The sequence below is a fragment of the Exiguobacterium sp. s163 genome (assembly GCF_018617135.1).
GTDB classification, from domain to species: Bacteria; Bacillota; Bacilli; order Exiguobacteriales; family Exiguobacteriaceae; genus Exiguobacterium; species Exiguobacterium profundum.
On record NZ_JACSJN010000004.1, the window covers coordinates 13,896 to 28,632 of the forward strand.

General features: G+C 48.8%; 16 protein-coding genes and 1 other RNA gene. 9 read left to right on the forward strand and 8 right to left on the reverse strand.

Features of this window, described 5'->3' with window-relative positions; genetic code table 11:
* Window positions 1-20: 20 nt before the first annotated feature.
* Window positions 21-704 carry a lytic transglycosylase domain-containing protein gene (locus tag KNO71_RS11015; protein ID WP_240499874.1) on the reverse strand — a complete coding sequence of 228 codons (684 nt, stop codon included), beginning with the start codon at window positions 702-704 and terminating at the stop codon, window positions 21-23.
* Between the two features lie 86 nt (window positions 705-790).
* Here KNO71_RS11015 and KNO71_RS11020 point away from each other — a divergent pair, with 86 nt between their 5' ends.
* Window positions 791-1,486, forward strand: a complete 696-nt coding sequence (locus KNO71_RS11020; RefSeq protein WP_078146968.1) for a CPBP family intramembrane glutamic endopeptidase — start codon at window positions 791-793, stop codon at window positions 1,484-1,486.
* Here the strand turns inward: KNO71_RS11020 and KNO71_RS11025 are convergent.
* Window positions 1,419-2,342, reverse strand: coding sequence for an alpha/beta hydrolase (locus tag KNO71_RS11025; RefSeq protein WP_078146967.1), 924 nt, complete (start codon window positions 2,340-2,342; stop codon window positions 1,419-1,421). The genes KNO71_RS11020 and KNO71_RS11025 overlap by 68 nt on opposite strands.
* A 181-nt stretch (window positions 2,343-2,523) precedes the next feature.
* On the opposite strand from KNO71_RS11025, the gene KNO71_RS11030 reads away from it, so the two are divergent.
* Window positions 2,524-2,931, forward strand: a complete 408-nt coding sequence (locus KNO71_RS11030) for a hypothetical protein (protein ID WP_078146966.1) — start codon at window positions 2,524-2,526, stop codon at window positions 2,929-2,931.
* On the opposite strand, the gene KNO71_RS11035 is transcribed toward KNO71_RS11030, so the two are convergent.
* The 5 genes from KNO71_RS11035 to KNO71_RS11055 all read right to left on the reverse strand — a co-directional run bounded on the left by KNO71_RS11035 (window position 2,882) and on the right by KNO71_RS11055 (window position 7,611).
* Window positions 2,882-3,559, reverse strand: coding sequence for an ABC transporter ATP-binding protein (locus KNO71_RS11035; RefSeq protein ID WP_078146965.1), 678 nt, complete (start codon window positions 3,557-3,559; stop codon window positions 2,882-2,884). The two genes, KNO71_RS11030 and KNO71_RS11035, sit on opposite strands and share 50 nt — an antisense overlap.
* A complete protein-coding gene (locus tag KNO71_RS11040; RefSeq protein WP_078146964.1) occupies window positions 3,556-4,569 on the reverse strand; it encodes an ABC transporter permease in 1,014 nt (337 codons plus the stop codon). Before KNO71_RS11040 ends, KNO71_RS11035 begins: the two co-directional genes overlap by 4 nt.
* Window positions 4,570-4,637: 68 nt before the next feature.
* Window positions 4,638-5,984, reverse strand: coding sequence for a sensor histidine kinase (locus KNO71_RS11045; protein WP_078146963.1), 1,347 nt, complete (start codon window positions 5,982-5,984; stop codon window positions 4,638-4,640).
* On the reverse strand, window positions 5,981-6,646 hold the full coding sequence (locus tag KNO71_RS11050) for a response regulator transcription factor (protein WP_078146962.1): 666 nt from the start codon (window positions 6,644-6,646) through the stop codon (window positions 5,981-5,983). Before KNO71_RS11050 ends, KNO71_RS11045 begins: the two co-directional genes overlap by 4 nt.
* A 77-nt stretch (window positions 6,647-6,723) precedes the next feature.
* Window positions 6,724-7,611, reverse strand: coding sequence for a hypothetical protein (locus tag KNO71_RS11055; protein WP_078146961.1), 888 nt, complete (start codon window positions 7,609-7,611; stop codon window positions 6,724-6,726).
* A gap of 171 nt (window positions 7,612-7,782) precedes the next feature.
* On the opposite strand from KNO71_RS11055, the gene KNO71_RS11060 reads away from it, so the two are divergent.
* Together KNO71_RS11060 and KNO71_RS11065 are read left to right on the forward strand one after the other, a co-directional pair.
* Window positions 7,783-8,190 (forward strand): hypothetical protein, encoded by a 408-nt coding sequence (locus tag KNO71_RS11060; RefSeq protein WP_078146960.1) that lies wholly within the window; start codon window positions 7,783-7,785, stop codon window positions 8,188-8,190.
* A 94-nt stretch (window positions 8,191-8,284) separates the two neighbouring features.
* Complete coding sequence (locus KNO71_RS11065; protein ID WP_214684206.1) at window positions 8,285-9,733, forward strand: S8 family peptidase; 1,449 nt, start codon at window positions 8,285-8,287, stop codon at window positions 9,731-9,733.
* A 44-nt stretch (window positions 9,734-9,777) separates the two neighbouring features.
* On the opposite strand, the gene KNO71_RS11070 is transcribed toward KNO71_RS11065, so the two are convergent.
* Complete coding sequence (locus tag KNO71_RS11070) at window positions 9,778-10,182, reverse strand: hypothetical protein (protein WP_078146958.1); 405 nt, start codon at window positions 10,180-10,182, stop codon at window positions 9,778-9,780.
* 120 nt (window positions 10,183-10,302) lie between these two features.
* On the opposite strand from KNO71_RS11070, the gene rnpB reads away from it, so the two are divergent.
* The 5 genes from rnpB to KNO71_RS11095 all read left to right on the forward strand — a co-directional run bounded on the left by rnpB (window position 10,303) and on the right by KNO71_RS11095 (window position 14,692).
* Window positions 10,303-10,670, forward strand: an RNA gene (gene rnpB, locus KNO71_RS11075) — RNase P RNA component class B.
* A 124-nt stretch (window positions 10,671-10,794) separates the two neighbouring features.
* Window positions 10,795-11,958, forward strand: coding sequence for a THUMP domain-containing class I SAM-dependent RNA methyltransferase (locus KNO71_RS11080; protein ID WP_214684207.1), 1,164 nt, complete (start codon window positions 10,795-10,797; stop codon window positions 11,956-11,958).
* Window positions 11,959-12,077: 119 nt separating this feature from the next.
* Complete coding sequence (locus KNO71_RS11085) at window positions 12,078-12,260, forward strand: hypothetical protein (RefSeq protein ID WP_148209436.1); 183 nt, start codon at window positions 12,078-12,080, stop codon at window positions 12,258-12,260.
* A gap of 51 nt (window positions 12,261-12,311) precedes the next feature.
* A complete protein-coding gene (locus KNO71_RS11090; protein ID WP_214684208.1) occupies window positions 12,312-13,214 on the forward strand; it encodes a Gfo/Idh/MocA family protein in 903 nt (300 codons plus the stop codon).
* 59 nt (window positions 13,215-13,273) lie between these two features.
* On the forward strand, window positions 13,274-14,692 hold the full coding sequence (locus KNO71_RS11095) for an alanine/glycine:cation symporter family protein (RefSeq protein ID WP_214684209.1): 1,419 nt from the start codon (window positions 13,274-13,276) through the stop codon (window positions 14,690-14,692).
* The last annotated feature ends 45 nt before the right edge of the window (window positions 14,693-14,737 follow it).

Genomic DNA, 14,737 nt, shown 5'->3' on the forward strand with positions numbered 1-14,737 from the left:
CTCACTTTTTCATGTAAGCATCAGCCGAGCGATTTAAACCACTCGATATATCGAATCGTGTAATAAGCAACTCGTTGACTAAGCGTATCACGCTCATCCGGCATGAACGTCACGCTTGATTCATAGTTCTCGAAGTACGTCATGACATCATTGACATATTGCTCACTTCGATTGTATTCGAAGATAGCGTTTCGGACGGATGTGACTGAATCTGTTTTTTTTCCACCGTGTTCACTTAAATAATACGCCGCCGTGTGCGCAGAATCAACTAGACTGTGTGGGTCAGCTTTTCCATCGCCGTTTCCGTCGCGACCGAGTCCACCATACTGCTCAATCAAGGCAAGGTCCGTCAAATCTACTTCGTCTTCTGGGACATCGCCTTTTTGGTCATCGGTGTCATATTCCCAACCGAGCCAAGTGCGGGGCATGAATTGAAATGGTCCAATCGCACCGACAGACGAACGCATCGAAGAACTGTGCGAGAAGATGGTCTCTACCCGATGAACGGCAGCCAGTAGGCGCCAGTCCACGTCATACGTGTCAGCAGCGTCTTGATAGACGGCCAGATGCGTGTTCGGGACACCGTTCTCTCCATAATAGGTTCGATACAATCCATTATTCACTTTATCATGTTGACCGAGCCAGCCGACTGCCCCGAGCAAAAGCACGAGCACAATGATGAAACCGGTCAGTCGCAGCATCATACGTTTCAAGATACCGCCTCCTAGCTTTTAGACAATACCCGAATAGTGTAGCATATAGCTAAGAGGAAGGACAGGAGTGGATATGGATGCTCGAACGTTTGATTTTTACAGCCATCATCGGCTACATGCTGATCGTTCAGATCTTTAATGCCAAATTGATTCGTCCCTTGATTGAAACGAGAGGACGGGCATGGGTGTACGAACAAACCGTGAAGTCGGCATGGGGACTGACCTTGTTGATTGTCGCCCTCATCTTTTTATTTCAAGTACCGTCAGCAGAAGTTGGATTGACATTCGCACCAGAAGCGGGGAACGAACAGGCTTGGCAAGTCTTTTACTTGTCATGCATCCTAGTCACCGTGACACTCGTCTTTTATCTCTTGGTCAAAACTTCAGCACGTCTCCGACATGTGTTACGCCCTTACTATGAGCTCGATTTAGAGAAGTTGCTACTACCCCGGACAAAAGCAGAAGAACAGGCGTGGAACGCCGTCTCGGTCACGGCTGGCGTGACCGAGGAATTCATATTCAGAGGAGTCCTGCTATACACGATTTCCCTCTATATCGAGGTGCCAGATGTGACTCTCGCCCTAATCGGGGGCGCCCTTTTCGGCGTGGCCCACGCCTATCAAGGGATAAAGGGAGTATTTATGACAGGGATTGTTGGATTCGGATTAGGCATCCTCTATTTAGGGATGGGAGTCCTTTGGCCGGTCATGGTGTTACATGTACTTCTAGATTTGATTGCCGGTCCAATCCATGTCGATGCAAAAAGCGAGTGACCGCCTCCTCATAGGCGAGAGCGTCCTTGATCATGCAATCGGTATGTTCTGCGCCATCGATCAATACCAAGTCGTTCTTCCGGTTCAATGCATTCATTTCGACCGACATCCACGTCGGGACGAAATCATCTTTTGAACCATGTACGAATAGGATTGGGGTCGTCGTTTCCGTGACGGCCTTTTTCGGTTGGACTTGTCTCATCGTGAACCCAGCACGAGACCAAAGGAAATAGTCGATTCCCGGTAAAATGAGCTCGGCTGGGATATGGTGTAACTCTTTCAGTTGATAACGCATCAATTGTTTCATATCGTCAAACGGACATTCTGCGATGACGAAGTCGACGTTCGTGAGCGGAGTCGTCTGCAAGACGGTGGCCGCTCCCATTGAGACGCCGTGAAGCCCGACTTGATCGACTGTTTCCTCTTTCTTCAACCAGTCCACCCAGTCGATCATATCGACTTTTTCATGGAAACCGTATGAGGCATAAATCCCTTCAGACTCCCCGTGTGAGCGCAAGTCGACGGCAAGCAGGTTGTAGCCGAGTCGATGGAACATGGCGAGGTGAGGGGCCATGAAACTATGTGATGCGGTATATCCATGTACGAACACAATCCACTTTGTTGATCCTTCATTCCGATAGATACGCCCGTAGAGGCGGTAGTCATCACGCGATTGAATCGAGACATGCTCGAACGGTACGTCATGATAAAAGGTGCGATCTTCGTCCGTATATGGAGCGAGTAACATCTCCGGAGTCTTTCGTTTGCCTCGCGTCATTCGTTTGAAGGCATAGTAGCTGATTGCGTAATAACCTGTGAAAAGTGATGCTAATCCAATTTTCCATTTTCGTTGCATTGATACCGACTCCTTTCAACGTTATTGTACCCGAAACGACTCGATACGGTCCTGTTTTCTTACATAAGGGGAGGGCATACGTAACATAAGCAGGTGAATTAGATGAATGACGGCACATCGAAAGATTAGGTAGAGAACGGTATGATGAAGTGACAATAGCAGGAGGGCGGGGGGCATCTACATGGAGAGGTCAGAGATTTATCGAATGATTCAAAGGGTGTTGAGCGACAGAGAGGGAACGCTTGAGCGAGGAGTAACGTTCTCGTGGACACTTGAAGGTGATGAACGGATTGTCGGACTCGTATTTGATGTTATACTCGACCGGTATTTTCTATACAACAAAACAAGCCTCCTCACCGAGGTGCAAGAGATTGCGCGTCTAGTCGAGTGTCGACCAGAGGAAATCGTCCGCGCTTTCTCCTGTCTCTCGGGGATTCGACTCGAATCGAATCATATCATCGAACGACTGATGACCATCGAAGAGGCGACCATTTTAGAAAATGGATCAATCCGTGTTGCCATTCGCTTTGGAGGATGGCTCACTCATCAGCTGCATCAAATTGGTTGTGATGCCCTTCTCCCTTGTTGAGCTCGGTCAAGGTACCGTCAATCACGCGAAGGACACGATCACACACATCGAGCATGCGTTCATCATGTGTGATGACGACGACACGTCTTCCTTCCTCATGCGCTTGTTTGGCCAAGAGTTCCATTACAAGACGTCCATTCTCATAATCCAAACTCGCCGTCGGTTCATCTGCCAAAATGAGTTGCGGGGAGTTGATGAGGGCCCTAGCGACGGCCACGCGTTGCTTTTCACCTCCTGACAAGGTCGCCGGGAGATGGTGCAGACGGTGCCCTAAGCCGAGGTCGATCAACAGTTGCTTCGCATCCAACTTTTTCTTCTCTTGAATCAGCTCTAGTTGTTCGAGCACCGTCAAGTAGGGAATGAGGTGGGCCTGTTGAAACACGAACCCAACTTCATGCAGGCGTAACAGACGACGTTGTTCCTCATCTAATTCGAATACGTCTCGCTCGTTCATCAAAAATGCTCCTTGATCCGGTTTTCGCAACAGACCGAGGATGTATAACAACGTACTCTTCCCGCTACCGCTCGGACCGACGATGGCGACGCATTCCCCCGGTGAGACATGTAACTCGATGTCATTCAATACGAGCTGACCGTCAAACTGATGTGATACATGGCTTAACCTCATGATGCTTTCCCTCCTATGATTTCAATTGCGTCGACTTGACGGAGTTTCCATAACGGCAACAACGCACCAAGAACAGATAAGAAGATGAACATGGATCCGAATAGCGCGACATGACCGAAGTCGACGAGAAACGGCAATGATGATGGAATCAACGCATCGACGACGTACATGACCTCGATCGATGTGGCGACTGCCGCCGACACGATGACGATGACCTGAAAGAGCAGTGCCCGTCCGATGATACGTGGGGAGAGGCCGATTGCCTTCAGAATTCCGAGCTCAGGTAACTTTTGAAGCGTGAACAAATAAAAGAACGCGGTCAAAATAAACGTTCCGATCACGAGCAGAAAGGCACGCATCATAGTGAATGTGCTCTGTTCGGCACTATATCCAGGAACCGACTCAATCAAATCTTGTTGACTCATGACGAGCGCATCGGACATCGTGGATTCCGTTCCAATCTCAGCAGATACATATGGACGTTGTTCGGATTGATTCAAATAATCAAACCACGTCTCGTTCGTCGTGTAAATCACTGGTCCATGACTGTAGCGTCCAGGCGCCTCACCGGCGATCGTAAAACGATATTCGGACGCAAAGTCGGTCAACGTGTCACCTGTTCCAAGCTGTTCTGAGAGACTTGGGTCAAACAAGACTTCACCTGTTTCTAGATAAGTACCTGGGCCAATATTACTTCCACTTGGAAGGGCGAATAGCGTGACCTCTTCTTTTTTTCCATCAATCGTGACCGTGAGCTGTCGGACGCTCATCGTTTCGTTTGAAGTATCCGCTTTGACGTCTATAAACGATCGTGTCAATTGACCTTCTGAGTCCGGATCAAGTTGATACGTCGTAGCATTCAATTCGTGCAACGCAGAACCGTTATCATATGCGAGGCCGTCTGCTAGCCCTGTAATGAGTGTCGTCAACATGACAATCAAAAATGTGATCACGAACAACATGGAGAACTTTCTTTTCTGTCTCCACATCTCTTTCCAACCTAACTGCATAAAAAAACCTCCTTCAAGTGCTGATGAAGGAAGTGTACGCAACCAATATGAACAGAATATGAACGACATCAAAAATGTAGATGGATCGTGGTGCCGATTCCAAGGCTAGACTCGATTGTGATGTTTCCGCCATGTAGGTCGATGATATCTGAGGTGATGGCGAGACCGAGACCTGTCCCTTGACTCGTTCGAGCCGTGTCTCCGCGATAGAAGCGGTCGAAGAGGTGCTCTTTTGTCTCGTCATCCATCCCAATCCCTTCATCTGTAACCGAGATGACGACACCCGGATCAACGGTACAGGTGATGTGGATGGTGCCTCCATCACGTGAGGCATGGACGGCGTTCACCAATACGTTGTTCCAAACTTGTGCGAGTAGAACCGGGTCACTCTTCAAGACTACGTCTTGTGGGATGTCAGTAACGACGGCAATCCCTTTTTGATCAAGAATGAATGCGTTCATTTGAATGACTTCGGATACCGATTGAAGCACATTCACGTTCGTCTCGAGAATCGGTGGATTTTCATCCAATCGTGATAAAAGCAGCAGTTGTTTCGTCAATTGGGATAGACGCTTCGTCTCCTGTTCGATGACACGCGCATATTCCTTCGATTCTCCTTTCGTTCCGTCAGCCAATTTTTCTGCATAGCCAACTAGGGAAGTCAACGGAGATTGGAATTCATGGGAGACATTCGAAACGAATCGTCTTTGTCTCGCTTCTGTCCGATTGATCTCGTTCGACATGTGTTGAAATTGTCGTGCCAACGTCCCAATCTCATCTTGACGCTCGACGGGGAGATGTTCCGGAGCTTTACGCATGGCGACGGATGTGGTCGCTTTCGTGAGCGTCTGCAATGGGCGGACCAAGGACCTTGTCGAAATGGCGATCAAGCCAAATGCCAAGAGGGTCACGAGTGCGAAAAATAGACCGACGAACAGATGTAACTCACGGATTTGGGCACTCAAGTCCGGACGGATAAAAATGACGTCTCCGTTTTCAAGTGTAAATCCATATGTGTTCGTCAATTCATTATCGAACAATCCGAGCAAGAAGAGATGAAACGGAAAGTCACGCATTCCCTGATAGGGAGCTCCGTTCCGTACGGACTGAATCACGGCGTCAGATATGGTCTCGTCTCGAAATGCACCGCCAAAGCGTCGACGTTCGTCTGCGGAGTCCACGACGACCAGTTGGTATCCGGTCGCGGCTAAAAAGGTATAGAAGGCATCATAGTCTAAATCGGTATGGTTCTCGACATACGACTCCGCCATTTTGGCGACCCGTTCCGTCTTCTCGCTATAGGAAGGTTGCCACCACGTATAATAAGCCACATTGCTGATCAACAGAGAGATGGCTCCGGATAGAAGTAAAATCAGGAACATCGTGACGATGATTCGCGTGTAGAGTGTCTTCATCCGTTCACCTCGAGTGCGTATCCGACACCTCGTACCGTTCGAATTGTCAGAGCAGGGTGATCGAACCGATTACGAAGTCGCTTGATATGCACATCAACCGTTCGCTCATCCCCCTCGAAATCAAATCCCCACACCAACTCGATCAACTCCTCACGACGATACACTCTTCCCGGAAAAGAGGCGAGTTGAAATAATAGCTCGAACTCTTTTTTAGGAAGATAGAACAGCTGCCCTTCAAGCGTCACCTCGTACTCTCTTAAATCGAGTCGAAGAGGACCGGCTTGAATTTGTGAAGCGGCCGAGCGTTGATAACGCCGCGAGACGGCTTGCAATCGGAACAATAACTCTTCAGGGATGAAAGGTTTGGTTACATAGTCGTCTGCCCCATGCTCGAACCCTTGGCGCTTATCCTCCCATTCATCGAGAGCGGTTAGTAGGATGACGGGTATATCAAGAGTCGCCTTGAGTCGTCGACACAACTCACGACCGTCAAGCCCTGGGAGCATGATGTCGACGATTGCGGCATCGATTGGTTGCGTTGTAAAACGTTCTTCGCCTGTGTTCCCATCCGTCGCCGTCAACACCTCATGACCCGCATCCTCGAACGTCTCCTTCACAAGGCGTAAAATGGATGGGTCGTCTTCTACGATGAGTATACGCATATCGGTCGTTCCTTTCCAAAATAGGTTCGACACGAAACGAGGTGACCCATGCGGAGTCACCTCGAGTCGTATCAGCTTTATTGTTTCGTCATCTCTTGATGAAGGGCACGGAGGGCGCGGATGAACGCATCCTTAAAATATTTGTCTTCTTGTGTCTCTAATGTTTGGATGGCCTTTTGGTCACCGTTACTCGCTTTGACGAGAAGATTCACGACTGTTCCCCAGCGTTTCACATGTTCTGGGCGAGGGTGGTTCAACGCGGTCGTCAACGTGAACCAATACGGTTGATCGCGTCGCTGTAACGTGCCGATCATCTGTTTGGCAAGGAGTGCTTCTTCTTCAGAAGGGATTGTTGCCGTGGCGAACCAACCGAGCATCGAGGCGCTCATCGATTCAAGTTCTTGTTTCATTGCAGGTTCGATTGGCATCCGTCCGAAGTCTGTCACGTTAACAAATACCAATCGGTCTTTCGGATCGATATGTGTGATCCATCCTGACACTGACTTCAGCTTTTCACGTTCTTTTGACTGGGCTTTACACGTGTACCCTTGAAGTTTTCCGATGTAGATGCGGAATTGTCCACGGTCGACATGTTTGTCCACCTTGAACTCGATTTCTTGTCCTGCTTGAAACGGTTGATTCCGTTTATTCAACGTCTGACCCTTTTTCAATTCGGGTCGCTTGGAGATATGACGCAGTGCTTCTTGTTCAGTCCTATCATCCAATGTCCAGAGGTTGTGAGGGGTCACGTTTTTGAAGCGATGACGCCGGACGTAGATGTATTGGTCGAGTGCGTCGATCGCGTCTGCGGAAGTGGCAGTTCCATTCAAATAGTCATCAGCGATGTCACGTAAGGTGAGGGATTCGAGACGGTCGATATGTCCTGAATATGGGACGCTTCCGACAACAAATAACGCGGTCGCAATCAACTCACTTTCTCGAGGGGTCAGCGGTCGTTTGGCCATGGTGCACTTCCTCTCTCTCAATTCATATGATTAGTATAACAAAAACAGTTCGACCGTTGTGAACTCAACTGCGATTTGGAAAAAAATGAGGAATGGACAGGATTCCCACCATTTATCTCGAATAATGACTTGTAGAGAATCGGATGAAGGTATGAAAAGTGAGGTGAGGCGATGAAGCTCTCCATTGAACCAGGGGATTATGTCGTATTGATTGAAATCAATAAAGAAGTACTCAAATGTGCCTCCCTCGAGGAAGCCAATCAGGCAGATCGCTTGCGATATGAGCTCGTCGGTCGGATGAGCGAACGCTTGCCGGCAGAAGTCATCGTTCCGTCCATCATCGATTACATCCGCTTCGGAAGCGGATATATCGGAGATCGTATCGTCTGGGACGCCGAAACCGAGTCTTTTTTTTGCCAGCAGTTTGAGACCATTGACGGCTCCCCGCTCGGAGAGGACTTAGAAGGATTTCGTCCCGACCCAAGTCGGGTGGAACTGGCGCGCTACTATACGTACTTGACGATTGGACGGATTGTCGAGTTTGATATGTTACATCCGGATGAGCCAAGCTATTGGTGAATTTGTCGACAACTTTTTATTCAAAAAAAGGGAAATCTAATCCAAAGTTTGAGATAATGGAGTCACTTTATCAGTTTGGAATGGAGCGGAAGGAATGAAAAAGATTGCCCTTTTGACAGCGATTGCCCTTTTACTGCCGGTCGGAGTAGATGCTGCAAAGCCAGTCATCCTTAAGAAACATGGCTACGTCGTTTCAGAACCACAAGTCACGAGTCAATATTATGTGAAGCAAATCGGTACGGATTTGGCCTGGAGTAAGACGAGAGGCGCAAGTGATATCGTTGTGGCGCTGATTGACTCGTCAGCTGACCGGAACCATACGGATTTGAAGAACGTTCCTCGTGTCGTCAATTCCATGAAAGGTCCGTATACTGCGGATATTCACGGTACGCATACCGCCGGAATCATGGCCGGGAAACATAACCGCTTTGGGATTGCAGGACTCGCGCCGAACGTCCGCTACCACTTCTATAATGTGTTTTACGGGGTGAATAAAGATAAAACGGACTCTTGGACGGTCGCTAATGCCGTGGATACGGCTGTGGCGAAAGGGGCGAACATCATCAACCTCTCGCTTGGTGGGGATGATTATGATAGTCGTTTGGCCGCATCAATCAAACGGGCAAGGGCAAAAGGGGTCATTATCGTCGCATCATCTGGAAATGATCGAAAACAGACGATCAATTTTCCTGCAAACATGAAAGAAGTAATCGCGGTCGGTGCAATCGATTCTAGACATCGTCTCGCGAGCTTTAGCAATATGGACGATCGCGTCAAAATCGTGGCGCCAGGTGTGAACATCCTCTCGCTCGGGGTCAACAACCGCTTTATCTATATGGATGGGACGTCGATGGCGGCACCGATGGTCACGGCGAGCCTCGCGCTCGTCAAATCGATCAACCCTTATTTGACACCGGGTGAGATCGACCAGTTAATTGCGAAGATGCCTCGAGCGTCCGGCAAGTCCTATACGGAATTGAATACAATGAAACTATTAGAAGCGACGGCTCGCCCGATTCACATCTCTGCCCCTTCGGTGTGGAAGAGTCGATACGTGAATGATGTCAAGTTAAGTGTCATGAACCATTCGAACTTGAAATCCTCGTTCACACTGTATCAAGGGAACAAGAAAGTCAAGACGCTCACACCAAATCGGTCGTTCACGATGTATTCGAGCGGGGATTGGCTACCGAGCGGACAATATCGCATCGTCGGTCAAGTCACGGATGGAAAACATAAGCGCTACACGAGCCGAACGATTGATTATGTCAACACGTTGAAGACGGCAGTGTCTGTGAAGGTATCGGAAGAAGGGACGTTCTCGATTCACACGACACGAAAAGGCACGGTCACGGTACTTGATTCAAATGGGAAGGTCTTATACGAAGCGCTCCACATCGCTGGGACATTCCCGGTAAGAGGGGATACGGCGGAAAAGTTGACCGTAATTCTGAAGCCGACGGACCTTCGCGAAAAAGTGGTGACGACATCTTTTGAGCCACCAATCATCGAAGACGAGCCTCCGGTCACAGAGACCTTGTAAGATAAAAAGCCGCCTGCTCCTAACGGAGAGACGGCTTTTTCTATTTAATCGATGGTGATGGCTTCTCCACACCAACGGATACTCGCTTCTAATACGTTCCCTTGGTCATCAATATGCTCGAAACTGAGTTTCCCATCTCGGATGATTTCGCAAAGGCCGACTCGGATGCGGTCGCTCCAAGCACGACGCGTCTCATGCGTTTCATCGAATACTGGAATGGCATCCGGGAAACGCTCCTCGAGGTGTGCTAAATTGTGATGGTCAAAATGATAAGGTCGTTTCGAGAGTTCGTTCGGTGCCTTGATATCGAACGGTTCAAACCCTCGGACGAGACGATTATTTCGGTAGAAGGCGAACACGCCGTTGTTCGGGTGGAGCACTTTAATGTCATCGATTTCTATTACATAAGTCAGACGTTGAATCCAACCGTTTTTTGCATCCTGATGCATCAAAATCCCTCCTTATTCAATGAACACGCCTTATTTTAGCGCTGACTGAACGTAAAATCAAGTTTCGAATTTAAGTTGTCAACCGTTCAAATTTCAGCTACAATGGTTGAAGTGACTATGAGGTCTGGACAATCGCGGGACGCAAGTCTTGAGGAAAGTCCATGCTCGCACAGCCTGTGATGGCTGTAGTGATCGTGCTACACGAAACGATAAGTGTAGGCAACGCAAGTTGACGGCAGAAGAAACACCTAAGTCCTCGGATATGGTGTACGCTTCTTGAAAGTGCCACAGTGACGGAGTCTGATCGGAAACGTTCAGAGTGGAACGAGGTAAACCCCACGAGCGAGAAACCCAAACTATGGTAGGGGAACTTCCAGACCGGAATCGAACGGGACGGAGGGCGCCGATGTGCGCAGATAGATGATTGTCACTCCATCGTGCCAGGGAGACCGCTATGAGCACCGGAGTACAGAACATGGCTTACAGGACAACATAGTCTCAACTGACAACGACAAGGAGTTCAAGCACATATACTTGAGCTCCTTTTTTCATGATTTTTTTACAACTTACAAAATGACTGAAAGATATTTATGTAGAAGGAAGGCGATTTAGATGGCAAAACGTAAACTGATTGCGACGGCAGCGATGGGAATCGAGGCACTTGTGGCAAAAGAAGTAAGGGATTTAGGATACACGTGCGAAGTCGAGAACGGACGGATTTATATCGACGCGGAAATGGAAGACATCCCACGTTTGAACATGTGGTTGCGGACAGCAGACCGGGTCAAACTCGTCGTTGCCGAGTTCAAGGCGACAACGTTTACAGAATTGTTTGACGGGGTCGTGGCGTTACCATGGACCGACCTCATGCCGTGGGACGCGGCGTTCACGGTCGACGGACGCTCGGTCAAATCGAAGCTGTTCTCGATTCGTGACTGTCAGAAGATTACGGAGAAGGCGATTGTTGAAGCGATGCAACGCGGCTATCGTAAAGAGGGAGAATGGTTGCCGAAGTCAGGCGCGAAATTCCCAATCGAAGTCGCCCTATTGAAAGATGTGGCGACCATCACGATCGACACGTCCGGTCCGCTCCATCGTCGTGGCTACCGTGAGCTTCATTCGCAAGCTCCACTCAAAGAGACGATGGCAGCGGCGATGATTCAATTGACAAACTGGCGTCCGGACATGCCGTTTTATGACGTATTTACAGGTTCAGGGACGCTCGCCATCGAGGCGGCGATGATTGGACGAAATATCGCGCCGGGTATCAACCGTGATTACTTCGCTCAAGATTGGACATGCATCCCAAAAAAAGCTTGGTATGCGGCAATTAATGAAGCGAATGAGAAGGCGGAGTGGGATAAACCGCTAAAAATCTATGGAATCGACCTCGATCCGCGGATGGTCAAACTCGCAAAAGACAATGCAGAACTCGCTGACGTCCGCGATGCGATCACGTTCGTCCATAGTGACGCAGCCGCACTGAAGCCGAAAGAAGAGTACGGAGTCATCATCGGTAACCCTCCGTATGGGGAACGACTTCAGTCAGAAGAAGAGATCATCGACTTGTATGAGCGAATCGGAGAACAATATTCGAAATACCCTGGTTACAGCGTCTACATGTTGACGAGTTATGAAGACTTCGAGAAGGCATACGGACGCCCTGCGACGAAGCGTCGGAAGTTGTACAACGGAAATATCGAAACGCAATATTATCAATACTTCGGAAAGCGCCGTCCACGTCCGGACCGTGACGAGAAACCGAAATCAGAATAATGAATCCATGACCGTTCAACTGAGCGGTCATTTTCTATTTTATTAGAGCAAACTCACTTGTTTCATCATCCGTCTAACAGGTTATACATAACATATGTATAATTAGAGGGGGACAGATGATGGAAAAGTATACCGTCGAATATCAGTTACATGCGAAAGAACAAAACACTCGGACGGTCGAGGTGGAAATGGATCGTGTGCCGGACTTAAATAATCAAGAAGAACTACATGCGGCTTATCAGATTGTATCTGACGCGATTCGTGAACCGATCACAAGTTTTGAGATTGTATCTATTACGTGAGCCCGAGGCAGTCGCTTCGGGCTTTCTACATAATATTGGAGGAGTGAGTAGATGAATATTTTGGTAGTAGGCATAGGTGACGTGGCAAAAAAAGCGTATCTGCCAGTATATGCTGGATTAAAGGACGTCGATGTGTATCTTGTCTCTAGAGATGAACAAAAGTTACACGGAGTCATCTCGACCTATCGTTTTAAAGGAGGATATACGGAGCTCGACGCTGTGCCGATGGCAGAAATCGATGCCGTCATGATTCATTCGACGACAGCTGTCCACTATGAGCAAGCCGAGTATTGTCTGCGGCAAAGGAAGCATGTCTTCATCGACAAACCGATCACGTTCACTCTTGAAGAAACGGAGCGACTCGTCGCACTCGCTAACGAGAAAGGTGTACATCTCGTCACGGGCTTCAATCGGCGATTTGCGACGGCCACGCAGGCACTCAAACAAATCGAAGAAAAAAATATGGTCTTCATTCAAAAGAACAGAACGTATAAACCGGCAACGCTCCGTGAATTTGTGATCGAAGATTTCGTGCATGTCGTCGATACGCTCCGTTATTTGACCGATCTTCAGCCTGTCGAGCGGTTGCGCGTGACACCACGATTTGAAGGGGATGTGCTGAAACAAGTGATAATTCATTTCATGGCAGGGGGAATCGAAGCAATCGGTTGGATGAACCGAGACAACGGTTGTACCGAAGAAGTGATGGAGGTCATGTCACCGACCGTGAAGCGGGTCACACGCGATGTGGAGCGGATTACAGACTATGGACGAGACGGTGTGAAGGAATGGTCGCTCGACCCGTGGGAGTCCAATTTAAAGCGTCGAGGCTTTATCGACCTTGTGGAAGACTTCTTACGTTTACTTCGTGGGGAACCGAACGCCTCCGTTGTCGCGGAAGACAGTCTCGAGACACATCGTCTCTGTGAAGAGATTCTAAAGGAAGTGCGGTGAACATACTGTTTCCGTCATATTCAGACCGGGTAAAAACTCGATAAAAGGAGGCGATTTCGTTGGATATTCGTGAACTGATTATGCAAATCAATGACTATTTATGGTCGTACCTTCTCATCTTCGTATTGATTGCAGGAGGTCTTTATTTTACGATTCGGATGGGGTTCGTTCAATTTCGAATGTTACCGGAAATGTTTAAACTTTTATTCGTGAAAGGAATCAAGCATGAGAAAGGACAGGTCTCATCTTTCCAAGCATTCGCCATCGGAACGGCGGCACGAGTCGGTACGGGGAACATCGCCGGCGTATCGACGGCTATCGCTTTAGGCGGACCTGGCGCCGTATTTTGGATGTGGCTCATTGCACTGATTGGAGCGGCGTCGGCATTCGTTGAAAGTACGCTCGCCCAGGTGTATAAAGTGCATGACGGCAAGGCGTGGCGTGGTGGTCCGGCATACTATATTGAGCGCGCTCTCGGTGCACGCTGGTTAGGTATCGTATTTGCCATTTTGATTACGTTCGCCTTCGGTTTTGCCTTCAACTCCGTCCAGGCGAATACAATCGCACTCTCCGTGAATAACGTATTTGAGATCGATACGGTCTGGGTCGGCATCATCTTATCCGTTGTCACCGCTATCGTCATCTTCGGTGGGATTCGTTCCATCTCGACCTTATCGGGAATCATTGTACCAATCATGGCGGGCGGTTACATCTTACTAGCCATTTGGATCGTCCTTACGAATCTTGATGTCATGCCACAAGTGTTCTCGGCCATCTTCTCTGAAGGTGTCCTCGGTTTCCAACAGTTGTTCGGTGGAGCGGTCGGTGCAGCTGTCCTCCAAGGTATTCGACGAGGCCTGTTCTCGAACGAGGCAGGGATGGGGTCTGCCCCGAACGCCGCAGCTACCGCTGAGGTGAGTCACCCGGTCAAACAAGGGTTGATTCAATCGCTTAGTGTATTTGTGGACACATTGTTCATCTGTACCGCAACGGCGATGATTGTCCTCATCTCAGGTGTCGAAGGCTCTGAAGCATTCCAAGGGATCGGGCTTGCCCAAGAGGCGCTTCTCGTCGAAATTGGACCGATTGCGACGACGCTCATGACAATCGCCATCTTACTCTTTGCCTTCAGTTCGATTTTGGCCAATTATTATTATGGGGAGACGAACATCGAGTTCATTTCTGAGAAGAAGCGGTATTTGATTATCTATCGGATTGCCGTTGTCGGGATGGTCATGTTCGGGTCAGTACGATCGGCGGGACTCGTCTGGTCGATTGCCGACATCTTTATGGGGCTGATGGCACTCGTCAACATGTATGCGATCTTCCGATTGAGTAAAGTCGCCAAGACGCTCCTCGATGACTATATGGTTCAAAAGAAAGAAGGAAGAGACCCGGAATTCTTTAAAGATGGTGTCGATCTTCCTGGTAAAGAGCACATCGAAGCGTGGGAAACGAAAATAGAAGAAATCAGTTAAAGATCATCATTGGGACGCCCCTGGCATCAGGGGTTTCCTCTTCAT

Bases quoted from the DNA above. Each gene is read 5' to 3' on its own strand.
- KNO71_RS11015 (WP_240499874.1), bottom strand. From the start codon at position 704: ATGATGCTGCGACTGACCGGTTTCATCATTGTGCTCGTGCTTTTGCTC.
- KNO71_RS11020 (WP_078146968.1), top strand. From the start codon at position 791: ATGCTCGAACGTTTGATTTTTACAGCCATCATCGGCTACATGCTGATC.
- KNO71_RS11025 (WP_078146967.1), bottom strand. From the start codon at position 2,342: ATGCAACGAAAATGGAAAATTGGATTAGCATCACTTTTCACAGGTTAT.
- KNO71_RS11030 (WP_078146966.1), top strand. From the start codon at position 2,524: ATGGAGAGGTCAGAGATTTATCGAATGATTCAAAGGGTGTTGAGCGAC.
- KNO71_RS11035 (WP_078146965.1), bottom strand. From the start codon at position 3,559: ATGAGGTTAAGCCATGTATCACATCAGTTTGACGGTCAGCTCGTATTG.
- KNO71_RS11040 (WP_078146964.1), bottom strand. From the start codon at position 4,569: ATGCAGTTAGGTTGGAAAGAGATGTGGAGACAGAAAAGAAAGTTCTCC.
- KNO71_RS11045 (WP_078146963.1), bottom strand. From the start codon at position 5,984: ATGAAGACACTCTACACGCGAATCATCGTCACGATGTTCCTGATTTTA.
- KNO71_RS11050 (WP_078146962.1), bottom strand. From the start codon at position 6,646: ATGCGTATACTCATCGTAGAAGACGACCCATCCATTTTACGCCTTGTG.
- KNO71_RS11055 (WP_078146961.1), bottom strand. From the start codon at position 7,611: ATGGCCAAACGACCGCTGACCCCTCGAGAAAGTGAGTTGATTGCGACC.
- KNO71_RS11060 (WP_078146960.1), top strand. From the start codon at position 7,783: ATGAAGCTCTCCATTGAACCAGGGGATTATGTCGTATTGATTGAAATC.
- KNO71_RS11065 (WP_214684206.1), top strand. From the start codon at position 8,285: ATGAAAAAGATTGCCCTTTTGACAGCGATTGCCCTTTTACTGCCGGTC.
- KNO71_RS11070 (WP_078146958.1), bottom strand. From the start codon at position 10,182: ATGCATCAGGATGCAAAAAACGGTTGGATTCAACGTCTGACTTATGTA.
- KNO71_RS11080 (WP_214684207.1), top strand. From the start codon at position 10,795: ATGGCAAAACGTAAACTGATTGCGACGGCAGCGATGGGAATCGAGGCA.
- KNO71_RS11085 (WP_148209436.1), top strand. From the start codon at position 12,078: ATGGAAAAGTATACCGTCGAATATCAGTTACATGCGAAAGAACAAAAC.
- KNO71_RS11090 (WP_214684208.1), top strand. From the start codon at position 12,312: ATGAATATTTTGGTAGTAGGCATAGGTGACGTGGCAAAAAAAGCGTAT.